Origin of the sequence: Amycolatopsis sp. WQ 127309, assembly GCF_023023025.1 — a bacterium.
Taxonomy (GTDB): domain Bacteria; phylum Actinomycetota; class Actinomycetes; order Mycobacteriales; family Pseudonocardiaceae; genus Amycolatopsis.
Genome location: NZ_CP095481.1, coordinates 7,404,935 through 7,429,817 on the forward strand (window position 1 = coordinate 7,404,935; position 24,883 = coordinate 7,429,817).

A 24,883-nucleotide genomic window follows, 5' to 3' on the forward strand; every position below is an offset into this window, starting at 1 on the left:
GCGTGCCGGTGATCGGGACGCGAGTGGCGCCCGATGGTCAGCCGTAGAAGTGGATGTAGCGGAAGTCGTTCTTGTTCACCGTGTGCCGCAGGTAGTGGCCGGTGCCGTCCCAGTTGTAGTCCTCGACGGTCACCTGGTTGCCGTTGACGCTGTCCACGATGGCGACGTGGCCGTACTGCCCGGCGTCGGTCTGCGCGGTCGCGCCCGCGGTCGGCGTGTTGTCGACGCGGAAGCCGTGGTTGCGGGCGTTGTCGTCCCAGTACTTGGCGTCGCCGTAGTTGTTCGCGCTCTTGCCGTGCCGCGCGATGTTGTACGCGTTCCACGAGACGCACTCGCGGTTGTACATGTTCCAGTCGTCGACCACCGAGTCCTGCGGGATGTTGCGCCACTTCGCGGGGTAGGTGTCGCCGATCGTGGCGGGCGCCGCCGGCGCGGCGGTGGTCCCGAAGAGCGAGGCCATCGACTGGGTGGTGTGGTGGACCGTGGTGGTCGCCGGGGCCGCGACCGCGGCCGGGGCACCGGCGAGCGCGACGCTCGCGGCGGCGGCGACCGCGAACAGGGTGTGCTTGACGGACATGGGAATTCCCTTCACCGGGGGGAGCTGGGGAGACCGCAAAGAAAAGAGCTGGCCAGAACGGTAAAGGCGGCAACGGGAAGCGGACAGGCTAAGTGAACAACTGACGTGTCACTGTCTTGGGACGTCTCACAACCCCAGGTCAACGGCACTGCGTCGAGTGCTGTAAACAGATTTGGCTACCACTCCCAGTTGACGCCGAGGATGCCCGGGCGCACGTCACGAGTGGCGAAAGTGACCGCGTGGCCCGAATCCACGGGTAACGGACGGCCTTGCGTCCGCGGCCCGCCCAGCTGTCGTTGTCCGAATTCCCGCGCGAGGCGCGGGATGCGGGAAGCGAATTGCACTTGGCAGACGTAAAGCTGCGCGGGCCGGGTGAACCGGTGGTGGTAGTGGTCGGTCTCGTGCCCCCGGCCGAAGCTCAGGGTGTAGGTCACCGCGGCGACGTCGCCGGCGGCCAGGGTCCGGTCGAGCAGGAGCTCGCCCGCGGTCAGGCCGGTGGCCCGGTCGGTCAGCACCCGGCCCAGGGTGCAGGACTGCAGGTCCTCGTAGGCCGGATCGTCCTGCTCGGGCCCGTCGGCCTGGAAGAACGTCATGATCCGGTCGACGCCGTCCATCGCGGCCTCGGCGACCATGCGCACCCGCAGGTGCCGCTCACGGCTGTGGTCGTCGACGAACAGCGTGTCGTGGAGGGACCAGAACCGCACGTGGCCGTCCGGCGGCGGCTTCAGCTCCGCGGAGAGCGGGTGCAGTGCGGGCCACAGCCGGTGCCGGGCCAGCCGCTCGGGCGGCCCGCCCAGCCAGCGGCCGCGGGGTGCTTTCGGGCCCAGCAACGACTTGAGCGTGCCGGGGCGCACGTTGAGGACGTCTTCCAGGTGCGTGACGGCGTCCAAAGAGGTCTCGCGCTCCGGCCGGGAGCGACCCGTGCGCCAGTACGAGAGCGACGCCCGGGACAGCGTCACGCCGCGGGCGGCCAGGTGGCGCTGCAGCCGCTCCAGCGACAGGCCGGACTCGGCGATCGCGGCGTCCAGCGCGAGCGAGAACGCCGTGTGTGAGGACTCGAACTCCACGGACACGGGCGGTGCCTCAGTTCCAGTCCCACTGCAGGCCGAGCAGCCCCGGGCCGGCGTCGGGGACGGCAAGGTGCGCCGTCCCGGACCCGCCGATCCACAACGGTTTCCCCGGCTGCCGAGGGCTGTTGAGGGTCGGCTGCCGGTACGGGACGCAGTGCGGCGGCACCTCGCCGGTGAACTCGACCTGCAGCAGGTACTGCCGCACCGGCCGGGTGAACCGCCGGTGGAACGACGTCAGCACCGAACCGCCCGGGTAGCGCCAGGTGTACTCGACGACCGTGCGGTCGCCCGCCGAAAGCCGTTGCTCCAGCAGGAGTTCGCACACCGTGGCGGTGCTCGCCTCCTGCGGCCGGGTCCGGCCCTGCCGGCAGTACCGCAGTTCACCCAGGACCGGGCGCGACGACTCCTCGGCCCATTCGTAGACGACGCACCGGTCCGTCCGGTCGGTCGTCGCCTCGAGCACCAGCCGCGTCCGGACCTCGCGCAGGCGGCGGCGCTGGTCGACGAGCACGTGCTCGTGGACGTCCAGGTACCGCACCTGGCCCTCCGGCGGCGCGTCGATGGCGGCGAGCGCCGGCCCGCAGGACGGCCACAGCCGCCGGCGGTCGACCGCGCCCGGTTCGGTTTCGGCGCCGCGGCCCCGGGGACGCGGCGGGCCGAGCAGCACCACCAGCGACTCGCCGGGCAGCCCGATCAGGTCTTCCAGCGCCCGCACCGCGCGCAGCGACTCCTCGCGTTCCGGCCGGCTGCGGCCCCGCCGCCAGTAGCTCAGCGCGGCGCGGCTGACCCGCACGCCGCGGGCGGCCAGCCGTCGTTGCACCTGCTCCAGGCTCAGCCCGCGGACGGCCAGCGCGTGGTCGAGCACCTGCGCGAAGGTGCCGTGCCGCAGCAGCCGGCGCAGCTCGCGGTCCACCGGCACGGCCCGCGTTCCCACGGCATTTCCGGCCATCGGACCTCCACAGCTCGCCACTCCGAGGGGTTCGCGGACCGTAGGCGGGTGATCGCGATCGGTGGTAGGGCCGAAGGGTGGAATCCGGGGCATAAGCGGCAATCCACCCGAGGTACGTCCGCACTGAACACGTCCGGACCTCTGTGGACAACTGGCTACGGATCGCGCCGCCGACCTGCGGCGGAACCCGGCGCGAACCGGTTCACCGTGAACGGAACTGAACGTTCACGCAGGGATTCTCCGGGTGACGGCCCGTGATTAGCGTTCGGCCGGTCTCCGGCGTCGACTGCATCCGGTGTGCCGCAGGAAACGTCGCCACTCCACTCCCGGAGGAAACAGATGTCCCCCTTCCCCAGCGCCAGGAGAGCGGCCGCCGCGGCGACCACCTTCCTCACCGCTGCGGCGCTGCTGGCCGTCGGACCGCCAGTCGCGCACGCCCAGAACACCCGGGTCCCCTTGCCGGACAGCATCGCGGCGCCGGCGGGCGCGCACCGGGACGCCGCCGTCGCGGGAGACCGCGGCGTCGGGATCGCCGTGGCGCTGCGCCCGCACGACGAAGCCGGCCTGAACCGGTTCGTCGCCGCCGTCAGCGACCCGCGCTCACCCGGCTACCGCCACTACCTCACCAGTGAGCAGTACAACGCGCGCTTCGCCCCGACCGCGTCCGACGTCGCGCAGGTGACGGACTTCCTGCGTACCCAGGGCTTCCGGGTGACGTCGGTGGCGGGCAACCGCCAGGTCGTCGACGCCACCGGCACCGCCGACGCGGTGAAAGCCGCCTTCGGCACGTCGCTCGGCGACTACACCGGCGCGGACGGCGCGCACTTCTACGCCAACGACGCCGCGCCCTCGATCCCGGCCGCGCTCGGCGGGGTCGTGCGCAGTGTGCTCGGCCTGTCCGACCGCCCGGTCGCGCACCGCGCGAGCGGCCCGGCGATCAAGCAGGGGCCGGCCGGGCCCGGCGGTCCCGCGGGCGGCTACACGCCCGCGCAGTTCCGCACGGCCTACAGCATGACCAAGCTGTCCGGGTCCTACACCGGCGCGGGCCAGAACGTCGGGCTCATCGAGTTCGACGCGTTCAAGCAGGCCGACATCGACGCCTGGACCAAGAACTTCGGCCAGCCGTCGGTGACGCCGAAGGTCGTGCCGGTCAACGGCGGGGTGTCCCAGCCCGGCAGTGACCAGCTCGAAGTCACCCTCGACGTCGAAGCGGTGGCGGCGACGGCTCCGGGCGCGGCCCAGACCGTCTACGAAGCCCCCAACAGCGACGCCGCGTGGGTCGACGAGATGGCCAAGATCGCCAGCGACAACAGCATCACCATCCTGTCCGGATCCTGGCTCAACGGCGAGAAGTGCGAGTCGTCGCCGATCAAGGCGTCGCACGACTCCTACACGCAGATGGCCGCCCAAGGCATCACGATGCTGTCGGCGTCCGGCGACTGGGGCGCCACCGGCTGCGGCTACCAGGGTGACAACAGCACCGTGCAGGCCGACTTCCCGGCGAGCGACCCGCTGTTCACCGGCGTCGGCGGCACGCAGCTGCGTACCAGCGACAGCGCGGGGACGTACCAGGCGGAGTCGTGCTGGAACCAGGGCGGCAGCGGCAACACCCGCTCCGGCGGCGGCTACTCGCAGATCTACGCGAAGCCGTCGTGGCAGCCGGGCAGCAGCCAGTTCCGTTCGGTGCCGGACGTCGCGCTCGACGCGGACTACGGGGCCGGCGCGCTGTCGGTGTACATGAACGGCGGCTGGCAGGACGTCGGCGGCACCAGCCTCTCGTCCCCGCTGTGGGCCGGGTACGTCGCCATGGTCAACCAGAAGGCCAAGGGCCAGGGCAAGAGCACGGTCGGCGCGATGAACCCGGCGATCTACGCGGTCGCGGGCTCGGCGCAGTACGCGTCGGCCTTCCACGACGTCACCAGCGGCGGCAACGGCACCTACAACGCGGGCACCGGCTACGACCTGTGCACCGGCTGGGGTTCGCCGCAGGGCGACAACCTGGCCGACCCGCTGATCAACGGGACCGCTCCCGCTCCGGCGAACGACTTCTCCGTGGCCGCGTCACCGGCGTCGGTGAGCGTGGACCCGGGCCAGTCGGTCACGACGTCCATCACCACGAGCGTCACGAAGGGGAGCGCCCAGGACATCGCGCTGTCGGCCGACGGGCTGCCCGCCGGCGTGACGGCGTCCTTCGCCCCGGCGACGGTCACCGCGGGCAAGTCCTCGACGCTGACCCTCACCGCGGCGGCCTCGGCGGCGCCGGGCACCACGTCGGTCACCGTGACCGGCAAGGGCCCCGACGTCACCCACACCGCGGCGGTTTCCTTGACGGTCAACGGTTCCGGCACGGGCGACTTCTCCCTGGCGCTGTCGCCTTCCTCGGCGACGGTCAAGGCCGGCCAGCCGGCGAAGACGACGGTCAGCGCCACCGCCACCGCGGCCGCGCACCCGGGCGTCGTCGGCGGTGACACGACCACTGTGGACCAGTACCCGTTCATGATCTCCATGCGCCGCGAGGGAAGTGTCTTCCCGGGCAAGCAGTCGTGCAGCATGGCGCTGGTCGGCCCGCACACCGTCGTCGGCGCGGCGCACTGCCTGCTGGAGAACTCCGGCACCAAGTGGTTCGTCTACGGCGCCACCAACCTCACCGACGCCGGGTTCCGGGCCGACATCAAGGCATCCTGGACCGACCCCGACTACACCGGCTGGCAGACCGGGCACGACGTCGCCGTCATCACCCTCGACAAGGACGTCCCGGTCCCGGCCGGCATCCAGTACCCGACCATCGCCACCGACGACTCGGTGAACGCGCCGGGCACGATGGGCCGCGGCATCGGCTGGGGCAAGACCGGGCAGAACACCTACTCGGACGTCCTGCGCACGGCCGAGTTCCCGGTCGCGAAGGACTCGGACTGCGCCCAGCACGTCGACACGACGCAGTACCGGTCCGACGGCTCGATGCTCTGCACCGGCTACGCCGACGGCCACAAGGGCGTCTGCGTGGGCGACAGCGGGAGCCCGTTCCTCGAAGGGAACCGGATCGTCGGGTTCTTCTCGTGGATGTCCAACGCCTGCAACACCTACGGCGTCTACGCCCGGGTGACGACCTACGCGGCCGAGATCAAGGCGCACCTGGACGGGACGACGGCACCGGGCGGGATCGCGTTGACCGCGTCCGGGCTGCCTGCCGGGGCGGCCGCGGCGTTCGACCCGTCCTCGATCGACGCGGGCGGCTCGTCGGCCCTGACGATCACGACGAGCGCGTCCACCCCGGCCGGGACCTACCCGATCACCGTCACCGGGAAGAACGCGCAGAAGACGCACACGGCCACCTTCACCCTGACCGTCCAGACCGGCAGCTCCGGGCCGGTCAAGGTGACCGATCCCGGCTACCAGTTCGTCCACGGCCAGGCGGTGAACCTGCAGCTCAGGGCCACCGGCGGCACGGGCGGCTACACGTGGTCGGCGACCGGCCTGCCGCCCGGGCTCGCGCTCGACGCGCGGACCGGGCTGATCACCGGCACCGTGACCAGGACGGGCAACTACACCTCGCCCGTCACCGCGACCGACAGCGCCGGCGCGGCCGGCAGGGTCTCGGTCGGCTGGCTCGTCTACTGAGGAACCGGGGGCCGTCGCCGATCGCGGCGGCCCCCGTCAGACGGCGCGGGCGAGGTAGGTGACCGACGGGTGCTCGACGCCGAGGTCGTGGAAGCCGAGCCGGTCGTAGAACACCCGGGCCTTCCGGTTGGCCGTGGGCATCACCAGGTGCACACCCGGCACCGCGCGCTCGGCCAGCGCGGCCAGGTACGCGGTCATCAGCGCGCGGCCGTGCCCGCCGCGCTGGTGGTCCGGCAGGATGTCGATGTGCAGGTGCGCCGGGTAGCCGGCGACCTCCGGGCGCACCATGTCCTCCGGCGCGTGCAGCACGCCGAGCATCTCTTCGGTCGGCGTGGCGGGCGGACCGGACGGCTCCGGGTAGCGGCCGGTGACACCCGGCAGGTAGTCGCGCCGGTGCCGCCCCGCGAAGGCCGGGGTGTCCGCGGTGCCGACGAGGTACCCCACGGCCGTGCCGTCCCCGCGGTCCAGGACGAAGGCCAGGTCGGGCTCCAAGTCCAGGTAGGGCGCCAGGAAGATGGTCGGCAGGAGGTCCTGGTCGGGGTAGACCTCCCGCGCGTCGCCGCCGTCGTGCCCGGTCCGGACGCACACGTCGAACAGCGCGGCCCGGTCGTCCGGGTGGTAGGTCCTGATGTGGGGTCCGGCCATGGAACCGATCATGGCACGGACGGCTACCAGTCGATGTCGGCCGCCCGGAAGGGCACGTCTTCCGGGGCCTGTTTGCGGGCCCGCAGGACGCGCTCGGCGGGGGCGCCGACCGGCACGCGCAGCGGCGGGTCGGGCTTCTCGATCGTGTCGGCCACCGCGACGGCGACGTCCTCGGCGGTGATCGTCTCGCCGCGCAACGTGCCGAGCTGCCGGTACAGCGGGGCGTACGGGTCGTTCTCGTCGACGAACACGTTGGCGCGCTCGGCACCACCGGTCGTCACGGCGCCGGGCTGCGCGATGCTCACCTTGACACCGAAGTGGCCCGCCTCGATGGCGAGCGTCTCGGCCAGCGCTTCCAGGGCCCACTTACTGGCGCCGTACGGGCCGATCAGCGGCAGCACCACCCGGCCCTGGATGCTCGAGACGAAGACGAGGTACCCGGCGCCCCGGGCCCGCATCGCCGGGAGCACGCCCTGGGCGACCCGCAGCGCGCCGACGGTGTTGAGCTGGAAGAGCCGGTCGAACTCCGCGAGCGGGACGGTCTCCAGTGGTGCGCGCACGGTGTCGCCGGCGTTGCTGACCAGGACGTCGATCTCGCCGGCGTCCCGGAGGGCCTGATCGACGCTGTCCTGGTCGGTGACGTCGAGGCGCAGCCGCTGCGCGACCGGCAGCTCGGCCAATGTCTCCGGGCGGCGCGCGGTGGCGATCACCCGGTGCCCGCGGCCCGCGAGTTCCAGGGCGATGGCCCGGCCGATGCCTTGGGAGGCACCGGTGATGAGTACGGACGACATGGTGGTTCTCCTCAGGAAGCCGGGACGAAGTTGGGCCCGCTGGTGTCGAAGGCGGCTTTGTTCTCGAGCACGAACCGCTCGACGGACTGCGGTGCGTGGCCGCCGATCTTCTCGACGTGGTCGTTCGTGCCCGCGAACACGCCGTCGCGGTAGTCGATCGCGACGTTGCTCAGGTGCTGGACGAGGTGCGCGGGAAAGCCGCGGTGTGTCATGGATGCCGCGAACTCGTCGACGTCGATCGGCTCGTAGTGCACCGGAATCCCGAGCGTCGTGCCGATGGCCGCGGCGATCTCGTGGTGGTCCAGCTCGACGGGCCCGTGCAGCGGGTAGACGGCGCCGTCGTGCGGCTCGGGGTCGGCGAGCACCGCGGCGATCACGCGCCCCTGGTCGGCCGCCGCGATGGGCGCGTGCCGGCCTTCGCCGAACGGGAGCCGGAGGTGGCCCTCGCCGTCGCGCAGCTCCCACCAGGTCGTGAGCCACTCGGCGAAGAACGTCGGCCGCAGGTGCGTGGTGAGCAGGCCGGTCCGGTCCAGCAGGCGCTCGGCGAGCCAGTGCTGCCGCGCGGCGTTGCTCTTCGCCTCGCGGCGCGCGGAGATCTGGGACATGTCGACGACGGACCGGACGCCGGTTTCCGTTGCCGCTTGGGCGAAAATGACCGTCGCGTCGAGCAGGCCTTCGCGGATGGGGTAGACGAAGTAGGCACCGCTGACGCCGTCGAGCGCCGCGGTCACGCTGTCGAGGTCCAGCAGATCGCCGTGGACCACTTCGGCGCCGGCCGCGGCGAGCGCACGGGACCGCTCGTCGTCCCGCCGGACCATCGCCCGGACGCGGTGACCGCGCCGCAGCAGGAGATCGGCCGTCACGCTCCCGGTCTTGCCGGCGGCGCCGGTGATCAGGAACAGCCTGTCGTCGTGGGTCATGTCAGGTCCTTTCTTGCGGTTCCGCGGACGAAGCGCCTTCGTCTCCGGTAGTTCATTCACTGAACTAGGCTACCGTAGCACGAGAGCAGTTCATTGAGCGAACTGCCGGTGTACGCTCGGAGACATGGCTCTTCCCAGCACCTACGCGGACCGCAACTGCTCCCTGGTGCGGGCCCTGGAAGTCGTCGGGGAGCGGTGGACGCTGCTGATCGTCCGCGACGCGTTCTTCGGGGTCCGGCGCTTCGGCGACTTCGCCACCCGGCTCGGGATCCCGCGTGCCGTCCTGACCAGCCGGCTGAAGGCGCTCGTGCAGGAAGGCGTGTTCACCCGCGACGAAGCCGCCGGCGGGGTCGTCGACTACCGGCTCACCGGCAAGGGTGTCGAGCTGTGGCCGATCGTGCGCGCCCTGATGGGCTGGGGCGACGCGCACTACTCGCCGGCCGGGGCGAAGCGCACCGTCCGCCACGACGCCGACGGCGGCCTGCTCGACCACGACGGCCGCTGCGCGAACTGCGGCGTGGTCGTCCCGGTCCCGGACATCCGCGTCGAACCCGGCCCCGGTTACGAGCAGTCGGGCGCGGTCCTCGATCCGCTGTCCGCCGCGATCAACACGCCGCACCGGCTGCTCGAACCGGTCACGGCGCTCTGACGGCGCGCCGCCAGGCCGAGGGGCTGACGCCGCGAACGCGACGCTGAAGGCGAAGGCGTCCTGGTACCCGACCTCCCGGGCGACGGCGGCGACCGTGACGTCGCTGTCGCGGATCAGGTCCGCCGCGACGGTCATCCGCCAGCCGGTGAGGTACGTGAGCGGCGGTTCGCCAACCAGCGCCGTGAAGCGCGCGGCGAACGCGGCGCGGGACAAGCCGGTCTCGGCGGCGAGCGCGGCGACCGTCCAGCGGCGGGCCGGGTCCTCGTGCAGCAGCCGCAGCGCGTCGCCGACGGCCGGTTCGGCCAGCGCCCGGTACCAGGCGGGCGGCTCAGCGCCCGGCCGGGCGCACCACGCCCGCAACGCCAGCACGAGCACCAGGTCCAGCAACCGGGCCAGGACGGCGTCCTGGCCCGGTTCGTCGCGGCCGGCCTCGGTGGCGAGCAGCGCCAGCGCGCCGCCGGTCCGCGGTCCGGCGGGCACGATCGCCAGTGGTGGCAGCATGTCCAGCAGTCGCCCGCCCGCGTCGCCGCGGAGTTCGTAGCCGCCGCGGAGCATGGTCGTGGCTCCAGGCAGGCCGTCGCCGTACGTGCGGGGCGCCCGGGTCCGCTGGTCCGCGGCCTCGCCGCCGTCGAGGAAGTGCTTCTTTCCTTGCCGGATCACGAATCGGGCCGGTGTCGCCGGGTCGTCGGCGATCGTGTGCGGGCCGGGTCCCTTGATGAGCGCAATGTCGCCGGCGGCCGGCCGCACGGGAGCGGCGTCGCCGAGCCGGATCGACGCGGGGCCGCCGAGGGTGGTCAGGATGGTGAGCGGCGGCGGGTCGGCGTAGGTCACCGCCCACGGCGGCCGCTGGATCAGCTGCCGCACGAGCGCGTGGTTCGCGCGGGCCCGGTCCAGCAGATCACTCAGGACGTCCACGCGACTCACGGTAGACGATCGCAAAGGTATCCACGACGTTCTCCCATGGATCGTCCACGTTCCGGAGAGTTGGCTTCCGGGCATGACGAACACCCTGATCCTCGGCGGCACCGGCAAGACCGGCAGCCGCGTCGCCCGCCACCTGAAGGACGGCGGTCACCCGGCGAAAGTGGCGTCGCGCACCGGCGGCTTCGACCTGGGTGACGCGACGACCTGGGCGCCCGCGCTCGACGGCGTCACCGCCGCCTACGTCGTCGAACCCGACCTGCGGGCGAGCGGCGACCGCATCCCGCGGTTCGTGGCCCAAGCGGTCTCCGCGGGCGTGCGACGGCTGGTGCTGCTGTCGGCCGGCGGCGTCGGGGAGGCCGGCGACGGCCATCCGCTGAAGGCCGCCGAACAGGCCGTGCGCGAGTCCGGTGCCGGGTGGACGATCCTGCGGCCGGACTGGTTCGCGCAGAACTTCGGCGAGGGCCCGTGGCTGCCGGAGATCCTCGCCGGCACCCTGTCCCTGCCCACCGGCGACGGCCGCACGCCGTTCATCGACGCCGGTGACATCGCCGAAGTCGCCGCGTCGGCCTTGACCGGCAGCCGGCACGACGGCCGGACCTACCAGCTGACCGGCCCCCGGGCGCTCAGCTTCGGCGAGGCGGTCGACGTGATCGGCCAGGCCACCGGACGCGTGCTCCGCCACGTCGACGTCGCTCCCGAAGTCCACATCGGACAGTTGATCGCGAACGGCGTCCCACCCGGTGTCGCCCAGCTGCTCACCGGCATCCTGGTGGCCATCCGCGACGGCACGGCGCCCGCGCCGACCGGTGACGTCGAACGCGCCCTCGGCCGGCCGGCGCGGTCGTTCGAGGACTACGTCGCCGAAACGGCCGCCGCGGGGGTGTGGACCTGACGGCCTACCCCTGGTCCATCCCCGAGAAGAACTCGGCGATCTCCCGGGGCGCCGTCGGCGTGAAGCACCACTCGAGTCCTTGCGCGGACCCGTGCGCGGCTTCTTCGGCGCGCGGGAACATCGCCGTTTCGTACTGCGTCAGGGCGGTTTCGACGTCGTCCGGGTGCTCGATGATCGCGCGGGCGAGGTCGGCGCCGTCGATCAGGGCGAGGTTCGCGCCCTCGCCCGCGTACGGGGACATCACGTGCGCGGCGTCGCCGACGAGCGTCACGCCCGGGACGCGGTCCCAGCGGTGCCCGGCCGGGAGGCCGAAGATCCGGCGCGGCGTGATCGTGTCCTCGCAGTGGCGGATGAGGTCGGTCAGTTCCGGGGCCCAGCCGGCGAACTCCTCCAGGAGGGCGCCGCGGGCCGCGGCCGGATCGGTCCAGTCGACGCCGCCGGCGGACAGCCAGTCCTCGGGGACGCGGAAGGAGGCGCCGAGTTCGATGTCGTTTCCGCCGTGGCCCAGGAGACCCTTGTTGTCGGACAACGCGAAGACCATGCCGGGCCCGATGAGCGCGGCCAGTTCCGGGTGCCGCGCCGGCGCGTCCGGGATGCGGATCTCGACGTGGGAGACCCCGCAGTACTCCGGGGTCGCGGCCGACAGCAGCGGCCGCACCTTCGACCAGGTGCCGTCCGCACCGACCAGGAGTCCGGTGGTGGTCGTGGTGCCGTCGGCGAAGGTCAGCTCGTGCCGGCCGTCGCCGAGGGTGCGGGCCGCGGTGACCTTGTGGTCCCAGACGATGCTGCCGGGGTCGAGCGAGCCGACGAGCAGGTCGCGCAGCACGGTCCGGTCGATCTCCGGCCGGCCGCCTTCCCCGCCGTCGGGCCCGGCGTCGACGAAGACGTGCGCTTTCTTGTCGAGGACGCGCACGTGTTCGCCCTGCGGGTGCGTGTGACGGCGGAACTCGTCGTACAGACCGGCTTCGCGCAGGGCGAGCTGGCCGGTGTCCTCGTGGATGTCGAGCGAGCCGCCCTGGCGGCGCGCGCCGGCGGTGGCGTCGAGTTCGTGGACGGTGGCGGGAATCCCGTGGGTCTGGAGGATGCGGGCCAGCACGAGGCCGGACAGGCCGGCGCCGACGATCGTGACGGAAGAGCTGGTCATGGGAGGTCCTGATCCGGTGCGGGAGGGGGGCTCGCGGCGAGGATGCCGTCGAGCAGGACGTCGAAGGCCCAGTCACCGCGGGAGCCGCCGTCGCCGGAGACGAGCGCGGCGCTGAGCGGAGCGATGTGCGGATAGCGCGCCGCGTCCACCGTGGTGATCTTCGTGGCGAGCGCCGACAACGCGGCGGCTTTCTCGGTCTTGGCGGCCGGGGCGCTGAACTCGACGGCGACCGCGGTGGGGAACAGCAGGAGCAGGTCGACACCCCAGGCCGCGGCCCGGTCGGGCACGCCACCCTCCTGGAGCAGCGCGAGAACGGTGTCGACCAGCGCCAGGTAGTTCGGGCCGCTGGGTTGCGTGGACAGCGCCATCCGGGCGATCCCCGGATAGCGCATCAGCAGCTGCCCGTAGCCGGACAGCAGCCCCTTCACCCGATCGCGCCAGGTGCCGGGGCCGGTGACCGACGGCCGAAGCTCGCCGAGGAGCACGTCGAGGATCTGCGCGTGCAGGTCTTCGGTGTTCCGGACGTAGACGTAGAGCGAGGCGTGCCCCGAGTCGAGCGCGGCGGCGACGCGACGCATCGTCACCTTCTCCAGGCCTTCGTCGCGCAGGATGCCGAGCGCGGTGTCGATGATCCCCTGCCTGGTCAGGGCGGGTTTCGCCGGCCGCTCACGGCGGCTGCGGGGTTCCTGGGCGTCGTCGGCTTCGTCGGCGGGGGGCATGACGCCACCGTAGCACGACCATGGTCGTAGCGACCATGGTCGTTGCGGTGGTCCCGGCCGGTCATCTCCGATCGCCATGCCGGCCGTGCGCACCCGGGATGGTTTCGCCTCGAGCGAAGACGATCAGCCGGCGATCGCGTACTTCGGGGAAGGGCAGCCGGGAGCGATCCAAGGCGATGGCGTCGGCATCAGGCCCGGAAAGCACTCTTCCAGCGTAGGACGGCGCCGGGAGTTCCGCGTTCGTGCTCATTCCCTTGCGCAGCCGTGAAATCCGTCGGTTTCCGGTGTTACGGTCCGCCGCGGCAGTCGAATCCACACCCCGGAGGCGCAAGTGGTGGCGAAGCGTTGGTTCCTGGCCCTGGTGGCGGCCGTGCTCGGTCTCGCCGCGCCGGCCGCGCCCGCGTCGGCGGCAGTTCAGGTGGCGCAAGTCGCCCCCGCCGGGTGCACGACTTCCATCCAGTGGGTGCAGCAGGGCAACAACTACTTCTACGGCCTCGGCAACCTGCAGTGCACCTCCGGGCGCTACCGGGCGAAGGCGGTCTGCATCAACAACCAGACCGGCGCCGGGTACGTGAACTACGGCAGCCAGATCGTCAACGCTCCGGCGACCGCGACCGTGCTGTGCAACACCGGGAACTCGGCGCAGGCCGTCTACGCCGTGACCGATCCGCTCGACGCCGGGGTGCCCGGGTGCGTCTCCTGGGTCGAATGGGTGAACCAGGGCGGCAACAACCTGTTCTACGGCCGCGGCCAGGCGCAGTGCGACACGGGCCGGTACCGGGTCAAGGCGCTGTGCAAGAACGAGCAGACCGGCGACTACTACATCCTCTACGGCACCCAGGTGGTGACCGCGCCGGCCGCCGTTTCCGTCACCTGCAACACCGGGAACACCGCGCAGATCGTGCAGGCCGTCGCCGATCCGGCCGCCACCGGCCTCGCCGGGTGCATGACCTGGAGCGCGTGGATCGTCCAGGGCAGCACGCTCTACTACGGCCGGGGCAGCGCCCAGTGCGACAGCGGCCGCTACCAGGCCCGGCTCGCCTGCCACAACCTCCAGACCGGCCAGGACTACGTCGTGTACGCCCCGGTCGTCACGGCGCCGGCGACCTCGACCGGGACGTGCCTGTCCGGCAACTCCGCCACCGCCGTGACGACGGTGGCGGCCTGAGCGCCGCGGGTCAGGTCCCCAGCTTCTTCAGCAGCTCGGACAGGTCCACGACCTGGTCGCCGGGCGGGGCCTCGATGGTCACGGGCGTGCCCCAGTCGCGGTACTCGGTCGTGCCCTTGACCGTGGGGCCCGGCTGCTCGAAGCCGGGGGACAGGTCGACCGCGAACCGCACGGGCCGCAGCGCCGCGTCGAGCCACAGTTCGGCGGGGAGCTTGCCGGTGACCGGCGCGGCAGGCTTCCCGTCCAGCGGCACCCGCGTGAACTCCGGGAAGAGGTCCGGCGCTTTCGCGGGGTCGAGTTCGAGCCGGTAGTGGTTGGCCAGGCCGGTCTGGTCGGCCGACACGATCCGGCCGGTCCGTTCGATCTCCGCCAGGGCCCGGCCGAGGTCGGGCAGCTGCACGATCGTCGGCACCACCACGCCCGCCGCCTGGGCCATCGGGTCGGGGCTGTCCGGGTCGGTGCCGACCCACGGTTTGCCGGGGATCGCCGCGCCCGGCGTGCGGGTGTAGGTCTTCTTGCCGAGCACCCGGACCTCGCTGCCGTCGAGCAGCATCGTGAGGCTGCTCGTGGAGCCGTCGAAGCGGAGCGAGCCGGTGACGCTCTTGGTGTCGGGGCCCACGACGGCGTCCGTGGTGAAGGCCGCAGACGGCGCCTGCGCGATCCCGGCCCGCGCCGCCGCCACCAGCTGGGCGACATCGGTGACCGGCGCCGTGAGCGCGGGTGCCGGTGGCGGCGCGCTGCCGGGCCCCGGATCGCAGGCCGTGAGCGCGAAAACGGCCATGGCGATGATCGGACCGGTCTTCCGCACGGTTCCCCCTCGGTGTCGTGTTCCGGGGAAGATAGCGGGACAAGGTCACATTCCGGGCATGCCGGCGCGGTCACGCGGCGTCGGCCGGATGGGCCTGGCGTTCGCGATCGCGCTCGCCGTGGTGGTGCCGATCGCCCTGCCGGACGCGGACTGGTGGATGGTCGTCGCGATCTGCGTGGTCGCGGGGGCGGGTTTCGGCGCGATCATGGGTCCGCAGCTGGCCCGGAACGAACGGCGGATGCGGTACGTCGCCGGCGACGATCTCGCCCGGGCGCAGTATCGGCAGGCGTGCCGGGTGGCGCGAACCGGGCGCCCCGTGCCGGGGGACGCCCGGTTGCGGGACGCCGCGGTCCGTCTCGCCGAGTACGAGCTGGCCCTGCTGCGGCGCACCCGCACCAGCACGGTGATCTGGTGCGGGGTCGCCGCGGGCTTCAGCCTGTTCAACGGGATCACCGGGTCGTGGCTCGGCCTGCTCGGCGCGGCCGGTTTCCTCTTCCTGGGTGCCTGGGCCCTGCTGCGGCCCCAGCGGCTGGAACGCAACCTGACCCGGCTGCAGCAGGTGTGACCCCCGGCGTCAGATCAGCGGGAACTTCTGGGCCGCCGACCCATTGCAGTCCCAGATCTGCAGCCGCGTGCCGTTGCCCGTGGCGCCGCTCGGGGAGTCCAGGCAGCGGCCGGACTGCGGGTTGCGCAGCGAGCCGTCCGCCTGCTGCGTCCAGCCCTGGCCGCCGACGCCGTTGCAGTCCCACAGCTCGACCTGGGCGCCGTTGGCCGTGCCGTTGCCCACGATGTCCAGGCAGCGGCCCAACGTCCGCAGCGCGCCGCTCGACAGGTGGAACCAGTGCTGGTCCACGGCGAAGGACTGGCAGTCCCACAGCTGCACGCCGGTGCCGTTGACGCCGTGGTCGTCGCCGGCCACGTCGACGCACTTGCCGCCGGGGCCGGTGATCGGGCCGCCGCCGGTGACGGAGAACTTCTGCGCCGCCGCGCCGTTGCAGTCCCACAGCTGCAGCCGGGTGCCGTTGGCCGTGGCGCCGTTCGGCGCGTCGACGCAGCGGCCGGACTGCGGGTTGCGCAGCGAGCCGTCGGCCTGCTGCACCCACTTCTGGCCGCCGACGCCGTTGCAGTCCCACAGTTCCAGCAACGCGCCGTTCGTCGTCCCGTTGCCGACGACGTCGAGGCATCTGCCCAAAGTGGACAGTGACGAGTCCGCATTGTGCGCCCAGTGCTGGTCGGACGCGTTCGCCTGGCAGTCCCACAGCTGCGCCGCGGTGCCGTTGGTGCCGGTGTCGTCGCCGGCGACGTCGAGGCACTTGCCGCCGGGGCCGGACACCGGGGCCGCGTACGGCGGTGTTCCGGTGGAACCCGAGTAGCCGACGGAGACCACATTGGACTGGACGGCGTCGTCCGCGGCGTCGGTCGGGTAGCCCGCGGTCATCACGCCCTCGAAGAACGAGCCGATGGACGCGTTGCTGTTGTCCCCGCCGGTGCCCAGGACGATCGAGCCCTCCTGGTGCATCGGCGTGTACCCGCCTGACGGCAGCGCGCCGTTGTACCAGGTGGTGAGGCCGCCGCTCTGGGAGTTGCCGCCCTTGAGCGCGAACGTCGTCTGGCCGTTGTTCTTCAGGAGCGCCGTGACGAACGGCGTGGCGTTGCCGCGGTTGGCGGTGTTGGAGCGGTTGCCCTGGAACAGCCCGTTCTCCAGGTCGCCCGCCACCCACGGCCCGATGCCGGTGCAGGGCGGGAAGTAGCACGTGGTGCCGAGGTTCACCGCGTCCATGTGGCCGTTGCCGGTGTCGGCGATCTGCGCCTCGACGTTGCCGTAGTCGAAGCAGCAGCCGCCGTTGACGTGCGTGCCGCTGGCGACCATGTACATGCCTTCGGGCTGGCCGTTGACCGCGACACCGGCGCCGACGTAGTGCCGGTACCCGGTGCCGGGGGAGACGTAGACGCCGTAGACCTTGTGCCCGCCCGCGGTGACCGGCAGCGCGGACGCGATCGCGGCGACGTCCTGCCCGCCCGCGGTGCCCGGGCCTTCGACGGTGAGGTCGTTGTGGCGCGGGGACTGGTCGTAGATCACCGTGATGGTGCACGTCGTCCCGGCGCAGAAGGTGTCCTGCGCGGCGGCGTTGGCGTACCCGCCGGTGGCGAGCAGGCCGATGTTCGCCTCGGCGTGGTCGGAGGCGCGCTGCACGCGGTAGAGGTTGCCGGCGTAGGCCGAATACAGGGCGCGTGTGGTGCTGTGCGCGGCGACGCACTGGGTGCCCGCGGCGCCGTAGATGTCGCAGGGCAGGGAACCGGCGGCCTGCGAGGTGGTGGCCAGGCCGAGCATCGTCCCGAGGACGAGCAGCGTCGTGGTGAGCGTGGCGAGAAGTCTTCGGCCGGAAACGCGGTGCACGGGACCTCACTCTCAAGCCGCAGGTCAGCGACCCGGGCGGATTTTTACAACGTTGTATTTCCAGGAGAGAAGGGGGCTGCGGGGAAGGCGGTGGGGATGTGGCGAGGGTAGGTCGGCGTTCTCGACCGTGTCAACAGGTCACGAGGTGCCGGTGGTCCGGTCCCCGGCGGTTCGCCGGGCGGTCCACCCGGACGGCCTATCCGGCGGGGATCCGTTTCGTGCCAGGGGATGCGGCTCGCTCAGCGCGATTCGTCCGGTTGCCGGCCCCGGCGGGCGGCGCACTTCGGGAACGGTCCGGTCGTGGCTCGCCGCTAGCTGTTCTTCCCGGCCGTCTTCGGCCGATCGGGCCTGGTGCCGACGGTCGCGCTGACGCCCACGGCGCGGGAACCGCGGTCTGGCGTCGCTCTGATGGCAGCGCTGTTCGGGTTCGTCCTGACACGCGGACCCCGGACGGGGCGGAAGACGCCGCTGGGCATGACTGACTCCAGGTGAGCAGAGGCCCCTGAGCGGGTGGCGGCGACACGCAGGAGGTGAGGTGAATCGGTTCCGAATATCGCCCGCGGGCCCCGATCTGTCAAGGCTTGACAGGTCGGGGGCAGTGGTATGAACCTTTTCGCCGAGCGTCCCCGGCCGGTCACGGATGCACCTTCCCGGTGGTCAGGGGGCGAGCCGGACGACGCCGTCCCCTGACCGGCGGCGGGTCCGCCCCACGTTCCCGGCCAGGGAGGAACCATGCCCACGATTGCCCGTCCGCGGCGCCGCCGCGGACCCGGTACCCGGTTGACGACGCTGGCGGCGGCGCTCGCCGTCGCCGCGCTCGGCTTCACCGCCCCCGCGGCGCACGCGGCGGATCCGCTGATCTCCCAAGGGAAAGCCGTCACGGCGTCCTCGGTGGAGAACGCCGGCACACCCGCCACCGCCGCGGTGGACGGCAACACCGGCACCCGCTGGTCGTCGCAGTTCAGCGATCCACAGTGGATCCAGGTCGACCTCGGCGGGGCGGCGACCGTCAGCCAGGTCGTGCTGCGCTGGGAGGCCGCGTACGCCACGGCGTTCCAGATCCAGGTGTCCGCCAACGGGTCCAGCTGGTCCACTGTGTACCAGACGACCACCGGCACCGGCGGCGTGCAGACGCTGAACGTGACCGGCTCCGGCCGGTACGTGCGGCTCTACACCACCGCGCGCGCCACGCCCTACGGCGTCTCGCTGTTCGAGTTCCAGGTCTTCGGCACCGGCGGCGGCACGACCACCCCGCCGCCCGGCTCCGGCGTCCCGCCCGACTCCTTCTGGGGTGACACGAGCACCATCCCGGCCGCGCGGAACGTGCTCACCGTGAAGGTCCTCAACCGGACCAACGGCAAGTACCCGGACAGCCAGGTGTTCTGGAACTTCGGCGGCCAGACCCACTCGATCGCCGAGCAGCCCTACATCGACATGCCGGCCAACTCGGCCGGGCGGATGTACTTCTACCTCGGCACCCCGAACGGCCAGTACGCCGACTTCATCGAGTTCACCGTCGGCCCGGACGTCTTCAACGGCAACACCACCCGGGTGGACGCGTTCGCGCTGAAGCTGGCCATGCGGCTGCACGCCCACGACGGCTACGACGTGCAGGTCGGCGACGACTACGGCACCTTCCAGGAGGACCGCGCGGCCACGTTCGCCCGGTTCCAGGCCGAGGTGCCGACCGAGTTCAAGGGCCTGGCCACGGTGAACGCGCCGTACCGGATCCCGGCGCCGGGCAGCGCGCCCGACTTCCGCGCGGGCGGGCAGTACGCGAACTACTTCACCGCCTACGCCCAGTCGGTCGGGGTCAACGAGCCGACGTCGAACATCACCGGGTGCGCCGGCTCGCTGGCCGGGAACCCGAACATGTGCGCGGCGCTGAACCGGCACACCGCGCAGCTGCCGGCGTCGCAGCAGCAGGACCCGGCGAACTACTACAAGGCCGCCCCGGCGAACTACTACGCGAAGTACTGGCACGACCACGGCATCAACCACCTGGCGTACGGCTTCCCGTACGACGACGTGGCCGGCCAGTCCTCGTTCGTCTCGCACGGCGACCCGCAGTGGCTGGAGGTCGCTGTCGGCTGGTGACCGGTGGGACGGCCCCGGGGCGACCCCCGGGGCCGTCACCCGGCTAGAGCGTGAACCACTGGGACGTCAGCAGCACGAGCCCGAGCGAGCACGCGGCCACGACGACCAGGCCCAGCGCCGCGACGACGAGCGGGCGGAAGCCGCTGCGGGCCATCTCCCGGAAGTCGAAGTTCAGGCCCACACCGGCGAAGCACAGCAGGAACGCCCACTTCGACAGGTTGCCGAGGCTGGTGACGTCGGCCTTCGAAAAGACGTGCGCGGTGGCCAGCGCGGACACCACGATGAAGCCGAGCACGAACTTGGGGAACGTGCGCCACACGAACCCGGCGCGGCCCTTCAGCCCACTCGCGACGGCCTTGCCGCCGCGGGTCGACCAGTAGGCCGCGTACCCGAGCACGACCAGGCCGATCAGCGCGTTCCGGGTGCTCTTCACCGCGACGGCGACGTCCTGGGCGTGTGGCGAGTAGGCCGCGCCGGTCGCCGTCGTCTCCGCGGTGTTGTCCACGGCCAGGCCCGCCCACAGCCCGAACTGCGTGTCGGTCAGGTTCAGCGCGTGCCCGATCAGCGGGAAGGTGAACAGCGCGACGGCGCCCAGCGCGAGGATCGCGGCGATGGCGTACCCGGAGTCCTCGTCGTCGGCGTCGATGGAGCCCCGGCCCGCGATGATCGCCGAGACGCCGCAGATGGACGTGCCGATGGCCAGCAGCGACGACAGTTTCCCGCCGAGCTTGAACGCCTTGCCCACCAGGAGGATCACCGTGGTGGCGACGGCCATGTCGATGAGGATCAGGCCGAGGCTCAGGCCGCCGAGCTTGGCCAGGTCGCCCAGCACGAACCGGGCGCCGAGCAGCACGATGCCGATCTTCAGCCAGAACTCGTAGGTCGCGACGCCCGGGCGGAACACGGCCGGGACGCCGATGGTGTTGCGGATGAGCAGCCCGAGGATGATCGCCCACAGCACGTACTCGAGGTCGGGCAGCGCGGTGCCGGTCGCCTTGCCGATGCTGCGCACCCCGTTCTGCGCCAGCGTTCCCACGATGCCGACCGCGACGAGCAGCAGCAGGCCGGGGAGGTAGCGCAGGACGGGGATCGCCGTCAGCCCGCCGCTTCGGGCGGTGGTGTCGGTCGGCGTCGTCATTTGACCAGGAAGGTGATCGTCGGCAGCAAGCCGAAGGCGGCCAGTGCCACCAGCACGGCGGCGACCGCCACGGCGGCCCAGTCGGCGCTGATGCGCGGCGCCGGTTCGCGGTCTGAATCGGAACTCATGACTGCAGGACTGTAGGCGCCGGTACGCGCACTGGACAGCGCGCGGCGCGCGCGTCCAAGGGGTGGGAGATGCCCGGTTCGCCCTTGACGGCGACCGGCGGCTCACGGGAGGGCGAACGCGGAACCGCCGCCGTGCCACCACTTCCGGTAGAACCGCGAAGCCTCGACGAGCGCGAGGTAGTCGTGCTCGATCTTGGCGCACACCTCGTCCACGAGCGACGCCAGCCGGGAGTCCTTGCGCCACGCGAGAACCAGGTCGCGCGAGAGCGGCGTGCCGGCCAGCGACAGCGTCGCGACCCCGTCGCGGGCCGTGCCGATCGGGTAGAGCAGGCAGATGCCCCGGTTCTCGGCGGTGAGCGCGAACGCGACGTGCGCCTCGGTGGTGAGGTGCGCGATGCGCTGCTCGAACCCGGCCGCCGCGCAGACCCGGGCGAAGTACTCGTTCATCCCGCTGTCGTCCGGGTCGGGCATGACCCACTTCTCGTCGGCGAGGTCGGCCAGCTCGATCTCGCCGCGCTCGGCGAGCGGATGCCGCCGCGAGACGCCGATGAAGAACGGCTCCCGCACCAGCAACCGGTGTTCGACGCCGTCGGGCGGGCTCACCGGGAACCCCGAAAACTGGCGCAGCACCGCGACATCCAGCTCGCCGGAGCGCAGCAACGCCGTGAGCGTCCCGGTTTCGCGGATCGTGCGGCTGGTGACCTCGCGGCGCGGCAGCATCGCGGTCAGGGCGTTGACCAGCAGGCTGAACTGCTGCGCCGGGATCCCGCCCACCTTCACCGGCGCGCCGGACTCGCTCGCGGCGTTCACCCGGGCGGTGCGCTGCAGCGCGTCGAACTGGCGCAGCAGGTTGCGCGCGTCCCGGATCAGTTCCGCGCCGGTGTGCGTCGGCACCACGCCTTCGGGGGAGCGGAGGAACAACGCGCCGCCGACGAACTGCTCGATGCGCTTGAGCTGCGTCGTCACGGCCGGCTGGCTCAGGTGCAGCCGCGCGGCGGCGCGTCGCAGGCTGCCGGCTTCCGCCACCTCGACGACGAGTTCCAGGTGCCGGATCTCCAGACGCATCCCGAAACATTATCGCCTGGTGCAATAGGGCCGATCCCGTGACGATCATGGCCGCCCCCGCCGCGGCCCGGTTACGTTCCTCCGCGTGACAGCACTGGCTTGTGTTCCGCTGAGCGGAAAGACGGCGCTCCCCGCCCTGGTCTCGGACGACGTCGTCCGGCGGTTCCTGGACGCCGCGGCCGCCGAGTACTCCTGCATCACCCCCGACACGCCGAGACCCTGCTTCGGCGTGCTGCTGGGCACGGTCGCCGAGGACGCGCTGCTGGTGTCGGACATCGCCTTCGCGCGCAACGCCCGCACCACCGATCCCAGCGCGCGGGCGGAGTTCGCGACGACGATCGTCCCGCGGTTCGGCTCGGCGTACGAGAACGCCGTGCGCGCGTGGTGGGTCGCGCCCGCCGACCTGCTCCGCATCTCCCGCGACGGCGACGACCGCGGCCTCGACCTCCTCGGTTCGATCCACCTGCACCCGGACTGGCACCGGCTCGGCCCGGAGTGCGAACGCGACCGGCCGCTGAGCGACCGGCCGACCCCGATGGACGAGTACGTCTTCCGCGGCGCGGGCTGGCCGCTGAACGTCGTGTGCTACCTGGAACGGCAGCACGGCGGGTTCTACTACTCGCTGGCCGCGTGGGACGGCGACTGCGCACCTGTCTCGTTGCGCGTGCTCGCGTCGGCGGGGGTGCCCGCGTGACGGACGAAGAGATCCGCGCGTTGTGGCACACCATGACGGCCGGGTGGGCCCGCGGTGACGCCGCGCGGTTCGCGTCGGTCTTCGCCGCCGACGTCGACTTCGTGAACGTCCGCGGCGAAGCGCTTTCCGGGCGGGACGCCGTCGAATCGGGCCACGCGCGGCTCTTCGCCACGGCTTATCGCGGGACGACGTTGTCGGCGTCGGTGACGCTGATCCGCCGGCTCGCGCCTGATCTCTCCCTGGTGCACGCGACGTCGGAGATCGCGCCCGCCGGCGTCGTGACGCACGCCCAGGCCGTGGTCCGGCACACCGGCGCTCCCGAAATCACCGCCTTCCACAACATGATCCCGAAGGGACCCCCTCGATGACCCGCCCCCGGCTGCGGCACCTCGCGTTCGTCGTCCAGGACGCCGAGCGGATGGCCGCGTTCTACTGCGAGCAGTTCGGCATGGACCTGTTCCACACCGACCCCGACGGCAGCCGCTTCGTCACCGACGGGTACCTCAACCTGGCGCTCATCCAGCAGCGGCTGGACGGCGACGTCGCGACCGGCTTCAACCACTTCGGCTTCCAGGTCGCCGACGTCCCGCCGGTCGCGGACCGCCTCGCCGAGGCCGGCGTGCCGCGGCCCGTCCTGCGCGGCGGTGACCGCCCGTTCGCCGAGTACCGGGCGATCGATCCCGAGGGGAACTGGTTCGACCTGTCCGAGCACGGTTTCCTGCCGCCCGGCATCAACACCGAAGCGGGGTGATCCCACCGGCGCTCTTCTCACTTCGCGGGCCGCGGCCGGATCCCGTGTTAGAAGTGGAGAATGCTATCCACTTCGATGCGGCTCGCGACCTACGACCGCTACGGACCGCCTGAGGTCCTGTCCGTGACCACGGCGCCGGTGCCCCGGCCGCGCCCGGGCGAGGTCCTGGTCCGGGTGCGCGCGGTGTCGGTCAACGGCGGCGAATCCACCGTGCGCGCGGGGAAACTGCGGCCGTTCACCGGCCGGAAGTTCCCCAAGGGTGTCGGGGTCGACCTGGCCGGCGAGGTCGTCGAGCCGGGGACCAGCCGGTTTGCGGCGGGCGACCGGGTCTGGGGCGTGCTGGGCCGGCGGCTGGGGTCGGCCGCGGAGTACGTCGCCCTGCCGGCCGACCGGCTGGACCACGTCCCGGCCGGGCTCGACGTGGTGCAGGCGGTCGCGCTGGCCGTCGGGACCACGGCGATCACGGCGTTGCGCGACCTGGCCGCCCTCGCGCCCGGCGAGCGGCTGCTCGTCCGCGGCGCGACCGGCGGCGTCGGCTACATCGCCGTCCAGCTCGGCAAGGCGATGGGCGCGCACGTCACCGGCTTGGCGAGCGCGGGCAACCTCGACCTGGTGCGGGAGCTGGGCGCCGACGAGGCGATCGACTACCGCGCGCCCGGGAAGCTGGGCCGCTTCGACGTCGTCCTCGACACGGTCGGCACCGATCTGCCCGCCTTCCGCCGGCTGCTCACGCCGCGGGGACGGATGGTCACGATCGCGTTCGAGCCCGGGCGCCCGGTCCGCTCCCTGGGCTACATCGCGGCGAACGCGCTGCGCCGGCGTCGGTGGATCCGCTTCTTCAGCGGCAACCCGACCACACCACTGCTGGCGGAGCTGGGCCGCTGGGTCGCCGCGGGGGCGATCCGCCCCCAGGTCGACCGGGTGTTCCCGCTGGCCGACATCGCCGCAGCACACGGCGCGCTGGAACGGGGCGGGGTGCGCGGCAAGATCGTCGTCGACCTGTCCTGAGCCAGGTTGGCTCTGGCCCGCCGAAGGGGAAGGACGTCGCCGATGCCGGCTTTCGAGTTCGACGCCGTGGTGTTCGACGTGCTCGGCACGCTCGTCGACGAACCCGCCGGGATCCGCGCGGGCATCCGTGCGTTCGGGCCCGCCCTCGCGGACCCGGTGGTCGACGACCTCGTGCGGCCACCGGCGTCCTCGGATCGGTTCGACCTCCACGCCGAGGGCCTCGCCGATCTGGCCGACCGGCTGGGCGGGTAATCGGCGGGTGTCGACAAGCCGATCCGGCTAGGGTGGCCCGATGAGTTCGCTCCGGCAGGTACAGATCACTTTCGACTGCGCGGATCCCGAGCGCGTCGCCCGGTTCTGGTGCGAGGTGCTGGGCTACGTCGTCCCGCCGCCGCCGAAGGGGTTCGACACCTGGGACGACTTCGACCGCTCGCTGCCGGCCGAGCGTCAGGGCTCGGCGTTCGCCTGCGTCGATCCCACGGGGGAGGGCCCGCGCTTGTTCTTCCAGCGCGTTCCCGAAGGCAAGGTCGTCAAAAACCGGGTGCACCTCGACGTGCGCGTCGGCACCGGGCTCGTGGGGGACGAGCGGCTCGCCGCCCTCCAGGCCGAGAGCGCCCGGCTGGTCGCGCTCGGCGCGGTCCAGGAGCGGGTGCTGCGGGCCGACGGCTTCAACGAGTCGTGCATCGGTATGCAAGACGTCGAGGGCAACGAGTTCTGCCTGGACTGAGCC

At 72.1% G+C, this 24,883-nt stretch carries 25 protein-coding genes and 1 pseudogene; 12 read left to right on the forward strand and 14 right to left on the reverse strand.

What is annotated here, in order from left to right:
- Window positions 1-37 precede the first annotated feature (37 nt).
- The 3 genes from MUY22_RS33315 to MUY22_RS33325 all read right to left on the reverse strand — a co-directional run bounded on the left by MUY22_RS33315 (window position 38) and on the right by MUY22_RS33325 (window position 2,596).
- Complete coding sequence (locus tag MUY22_RS33315) at window positions 38-577, reverse strand: CHAP domain-containing protein (RefSeq protein WP_247051137.1); 540 nt, start codon at window positions 575-577, stop codon at window positions 38-40.
- A 176-nt stretch (window positions 578-753) separates the two neighbouring features.
- A complete protein-coding gene (locus tag MUY22_RS33320; protein WP_247051138.1) occupies window positions 754-1,650 on the reverse strand; it encodes an XRE family transcriptional regulator in 897 nt (298 codons plus the stop codon).
- 10 nt (window positions 1,651-1,660) lie between these two features.
- The gene (locus MUY22_RS33325) at window positions 1,661-2,596 is read right to left on the reverse strand and encodes an XRE family transcriptional regulator (RefSeq protein WP_247051139.1); all 936 of its coding nucleotides are present in this window, start codon (window positions 2,594-2,596) and stop codon (window positions 1,661-1,663) included.
- 339 nt (window positions 2,597-2,935) lie between these two features.
- On the opposite strand from MUY22_RS33325, the gene MUY22_RS33330 reads away from it, so the two are divergent.
- Window positions 2,936-6,214, forward strand: coding sequence for a trypsin-like serine protease (locus MUY22_RS33330; RefSeq protein WP_247051140.1), 3,279 nt, complete (start codon window positions 2,936-2,938; stop codon window positions 6,212-6,214).
- A 36-nt stretch (window positions 6,215-6,250) separates the two neighbouring features.
- Here the strand turns inward: MUY22_RS33330 and MUY22_RS33335 are convergent, their stop codons facing one another.
- The 3 genes from MUY22_RS33335 to MUY22_RS33345 are packed head-to-tail and all read right to left on the reverse strand — an operon-like array spanning window position 6,251 to window position 8,570.
- Window positions 6,251-6,859, reverse strand: coding sequence for an N-acetyltransferase (locus MUY22_RS33335; RefSeq protein ID WP_247051141.1), 609 nt, complete (start codon window positions 6,857-6,859; stop codon window positions 6,251-6,253).
- A gap of 23 nt (window positions 6,860-6,882) precedes the next feature.
- The gene (locus MUY22_RS33340; protein ID WP_247051142.1) at window positions 6,883-7,650 is read right to left on the reverse strand and encodes an SDR family oxidoreductase; all 768 of its coding nucleotides are present in this window, start codon (window positions 7,648-7,650) and stop codon (window positions 6,883-6,885) included.
- 11 nt (window positions 7,651-7,661) lie between these two features.
- Window positions 7,662-8,570 carry an NmrA family NAD(P)-binding protein gene (locus tag MUY22_RS33345; RefSeq protein ID WP_247051143.1) on the reverse strand — a complete coding sequence of 303 codons (909 nt, stop codon included), beginning with the start codon at window positions 8,568-8,570 and terminating at the stop codon, window positions 7,662-7,664.
- Between the two features lie 124 nt (window positions 8,571-8,694).
- Between MUY22_RS33345 and MUY22_RS33350 the strand changes: the two genes are divergently transcribed.
- A complete protein-coding gene (locus tag MUY22_RS33350) occupies window positions 8,695-9,219 on the forward strand; it encodes a helix-turn-helix domain-containing protein (protein ID WP_247051144.1) in 525 nt (174 codons plus the stop codon).
- 87 nt (window positions 9,220-9,306) lie between these two features.
- On the opposite strand, the pseudogene MUY22_RS33355 reads toward MUY22_RS33350, so the two are convergent.
- Window positions 9,307-10,218: pseudogene (locus MUY22_RS33355) on the reverse strand (cupin domain-containing protein); the annotation flags it as partial.
- On the opposite strand from MUY22_RS33355, the gene MUY22_RS33360 reads away from it, so the two are divergent.
- Entirely contained in the window at window positions 10,217-11,035 is an 819-nt protein-coding gene (locus MUY22_RS33360; protein ID WP_247051145.1) for an NAD(P)H-binding protein, read from the forward strand. The pseudogene MUY22_RS33355 and the gene MUY22_RS33360 overlap by 2 nt on opposite strands.
- 4 nt (window positions 11,036-11,039) lie before the next feature.
- On the opposite strand, the gene MUY22_RS33365 is transcribed toward MUY22_RS33360, so the two are convergent.
- Window positions 11,040-12,179 carry an NAD(P)/FAD-dependent oxidoreductase gene (locus tag MUY22_RS33365; RefSeq protein ID WP_247051146.1) on the reverse strand — a complete coding sequence of 380 codons (1,140 nt, stop codon included), beginning with the start codon at window positions 12,177-12,179 and terminating at the stop codon, window positions 11,040-11,042.
- A complete protein-coding gene (locus MUY22_RS33370; protein ID WP_247051147.1) occupies window positions 12,176-12,898 on the reverse strand; it encodes a TetR/AcrR family transcriptional regulator in 723 nt (240 codons plus the stop codon). Before MUY22_RS33370 ends, MUY22_RS33365 begins: the two co-directional genes overlap by 4 nt.
- Before the next feature lie 331 nt (window positions 12,899-13,229).
- On the opposite strand from MUY22_RS33370, the gene MUY22_RS33375 reads away from it, so the two are divergent.
- Window positions 13,230-14,066, forward strand: coding sequence for a hypothetical protein (locus MUY22_RS33375; RefSeq protein ID WP_247051148.1), 837 nt, complete (start codon window positions 13,230-13,232; stop codon window positions 14,064-14,066).
- A gap of 10 nt (window positions 14,067-14,076) precedes the next feature.
- Here the strand turns inward: MUY22_RS33375 and MUY22_RS33380 are convergent, their stop codons facing one another.
- Window positions 14,077-14,874 (reverse strand): hypothetical protein, encoded by a 798-nt coding sequence (locus tag MUY22_RS33380; RefSeq protein ID WP_247051149.1) that lies wholly within the window; start codon window positions 14,872-14,874, stop codon window positions 14,077-14,079.
- 58 nt (window positions 14,875-14,932) lie between these two features.
- On the opposite strand from MUY22_RS33380, the gene MUY22_RS33385 reads away from it, so the two are divergent.
- Window positions 14,933-15,439: a hypothetical protein gene (locus MUY22_RS33385; RefSeq protein ID WP_247051150.1), complete on the forward strand. Its 507-nt coding sequence runs from the start codon at window positions 14,933-14,935 to the stop codon at window positions 15,437-15,439.
- Between the two features lie 9 nt (window positions 15,440-15,448).
- On the opposite strand, the gene MUY22_RS33390 is transcribed toward MUY22_RS33385, so the two are convergent.
- Window positions 15,449-17,272 carry an arabinofuranosidase catalytic domain-containing protein gene (locus MUY22_RS33390; RefSeq protein WP_247051151.1) on the reverse strand — a complete coding sequence of 608 codons (1,824 nt, stop codon included), beginning with the start codon at window positions 17,270-17,272 and terminating at the stop codon, window positions 15,449-15,451.
- 732 nt (window positions 17,273-18,004) lie between these two features.
- Between MUY22_RS33390 and MUY22_RS49830 the strand changes: the two genes are divergently transcribed.
- On the forward strand, window positions 18,005-19,369 hold the full coding sequence (locus MUY22_RS49830) for a beta-1,3-glucanase family protein (protein ID WP_371827517.1): 1,365 nt from the start codon (window positions 18,005-18,007) through the stop codon (window positions 19,367-19,369).
- 43 nt (window positions 19,370-19,412) lie between these two features.
- On the opposite strand, the gene MUY22_RS33405 is transcribed toward MUY22_RS49830, so the two are convergent.
- From MUY22_RS33405 to MUY22_RS33410, 3 genes are all read right to left on the reverse strand, one after another.
- Entirely contained in the window at window positions 19,413-20,507 is a 1,095-nt protein-coding gene (locus tag MUY22_RS33405) for a YeiH family protein (RefSeq protein WP_247051152.1), read from the reverse strand.
- On the reverse strand, window positions 20,504-20,635 hold the full coding sequence (locus tag MUY22_RS49535) for a hypothetical protein (protein ID WP_256474731.1): 132 nt from the start codon (window positions 20,633-20,635) through the stop codon (window positions 20,504-20,506). The genes MUY22_RS33405 and MUY22_RS49535 overlap by 4 nt, the downstream gene beginning before the upstream one ends.
- 102 nt (window positions 20,636-20,737) lie before the next feature.
- On the reverse strand, window positions 20,738-21,700 hold the full coding sequence (locus tag MUY22_RS33410; RefSeq protein WP_247051153.1) for a LysR family transcriptional regulator: 963 nt from the start codon (window positions 21,698-21,700) through the stop codon (window positions 20,738-20,740).
- Between the two features lie 85 nt (window positions 21,701-21,785).
- Here MUY22_RS33410 and MUY22_RS33415 point away from each other — a divergent pair, with 85 nt between their 5' ends.
- The 6 genes from MUY22_RS33415 to MUY22_RS33440 are packed head-to-tail and all read left to right on the forward strand — an operon-like array spanning window position 21,786 to window position 24,880.
- Window positions 21,786-22,394, forward strand: coding sequence for a hypothetical protein (locus MUY22_RS33415; RefSeq protein WP_247051154.1), 609 nt, complete (start codon window positions 21,786-21,788; stop codon window positions 22,392-22,394).
- A complete protein-coding gene (locus MUY22_RS33420; protein ID WP_247051155.1) occupies window positions 22,391-22,762 on the forward strand; it encodes an SgcJ/EcaC family oxidoreductase in 372 nt (123 codons plus the stop codon). The genes MUY22_RS33415 and MUY22_RS33420 overlap by 4 nt, the downstream gene beginning before the upstream one ends.
- On the forward strand, window positions 22,759-23,145 hold the full coding sequence (locus MUY22_RS33425) for a VOC family protein (RefSeq protein WP_247051156.1): 387 nt from the start codon (window positions 22,759-22,761) through the stop codon (window positions 23,143-23,145). Before MUY22_RS33420 ends, MUY22_RS33425 begins: the two co-directional genes overlap by 4 nt.
- A 60-nt stretch (window positions 23,146-23,205) precedes the next feature.
- Window positions 23,206-24,153: an NAD(P)-dependent alcohol dehydrogenase gene (locus MUY22_RS33430; RefSeq protein ID WP_247051157.1), complete on the forward strand. Its 948-nt coding sequence runs from the start codon at window positions 23,206-23,208 to the stop codon at window positions 24,151-24,153.
- A gap of 42 nt (window positions 24,154-24,195) precedes the next feature.
- A complete protein-coding gene (locus MUY22_RS33435) occupies window positions 24,196-24,405 on the forward strand; it encodes a hypothetical protein (RefSeq protein WP_247051158.1) in 210 nt (69 codons plus the stop codon).
- 40 nt (window positions 24,406-24,445) lie between these two features.
- A complete protein-coding gene (locus MUY22_RS33440) occupies window positions 24,446-24,880 on the forward strand; it encodes a VOC family protein (protein ID WP_247051159.1) in 435 nt (144 codons plus the stop codon).
- Window positions 24,881-24,883 lie beyond the last annotated feature (3 nt).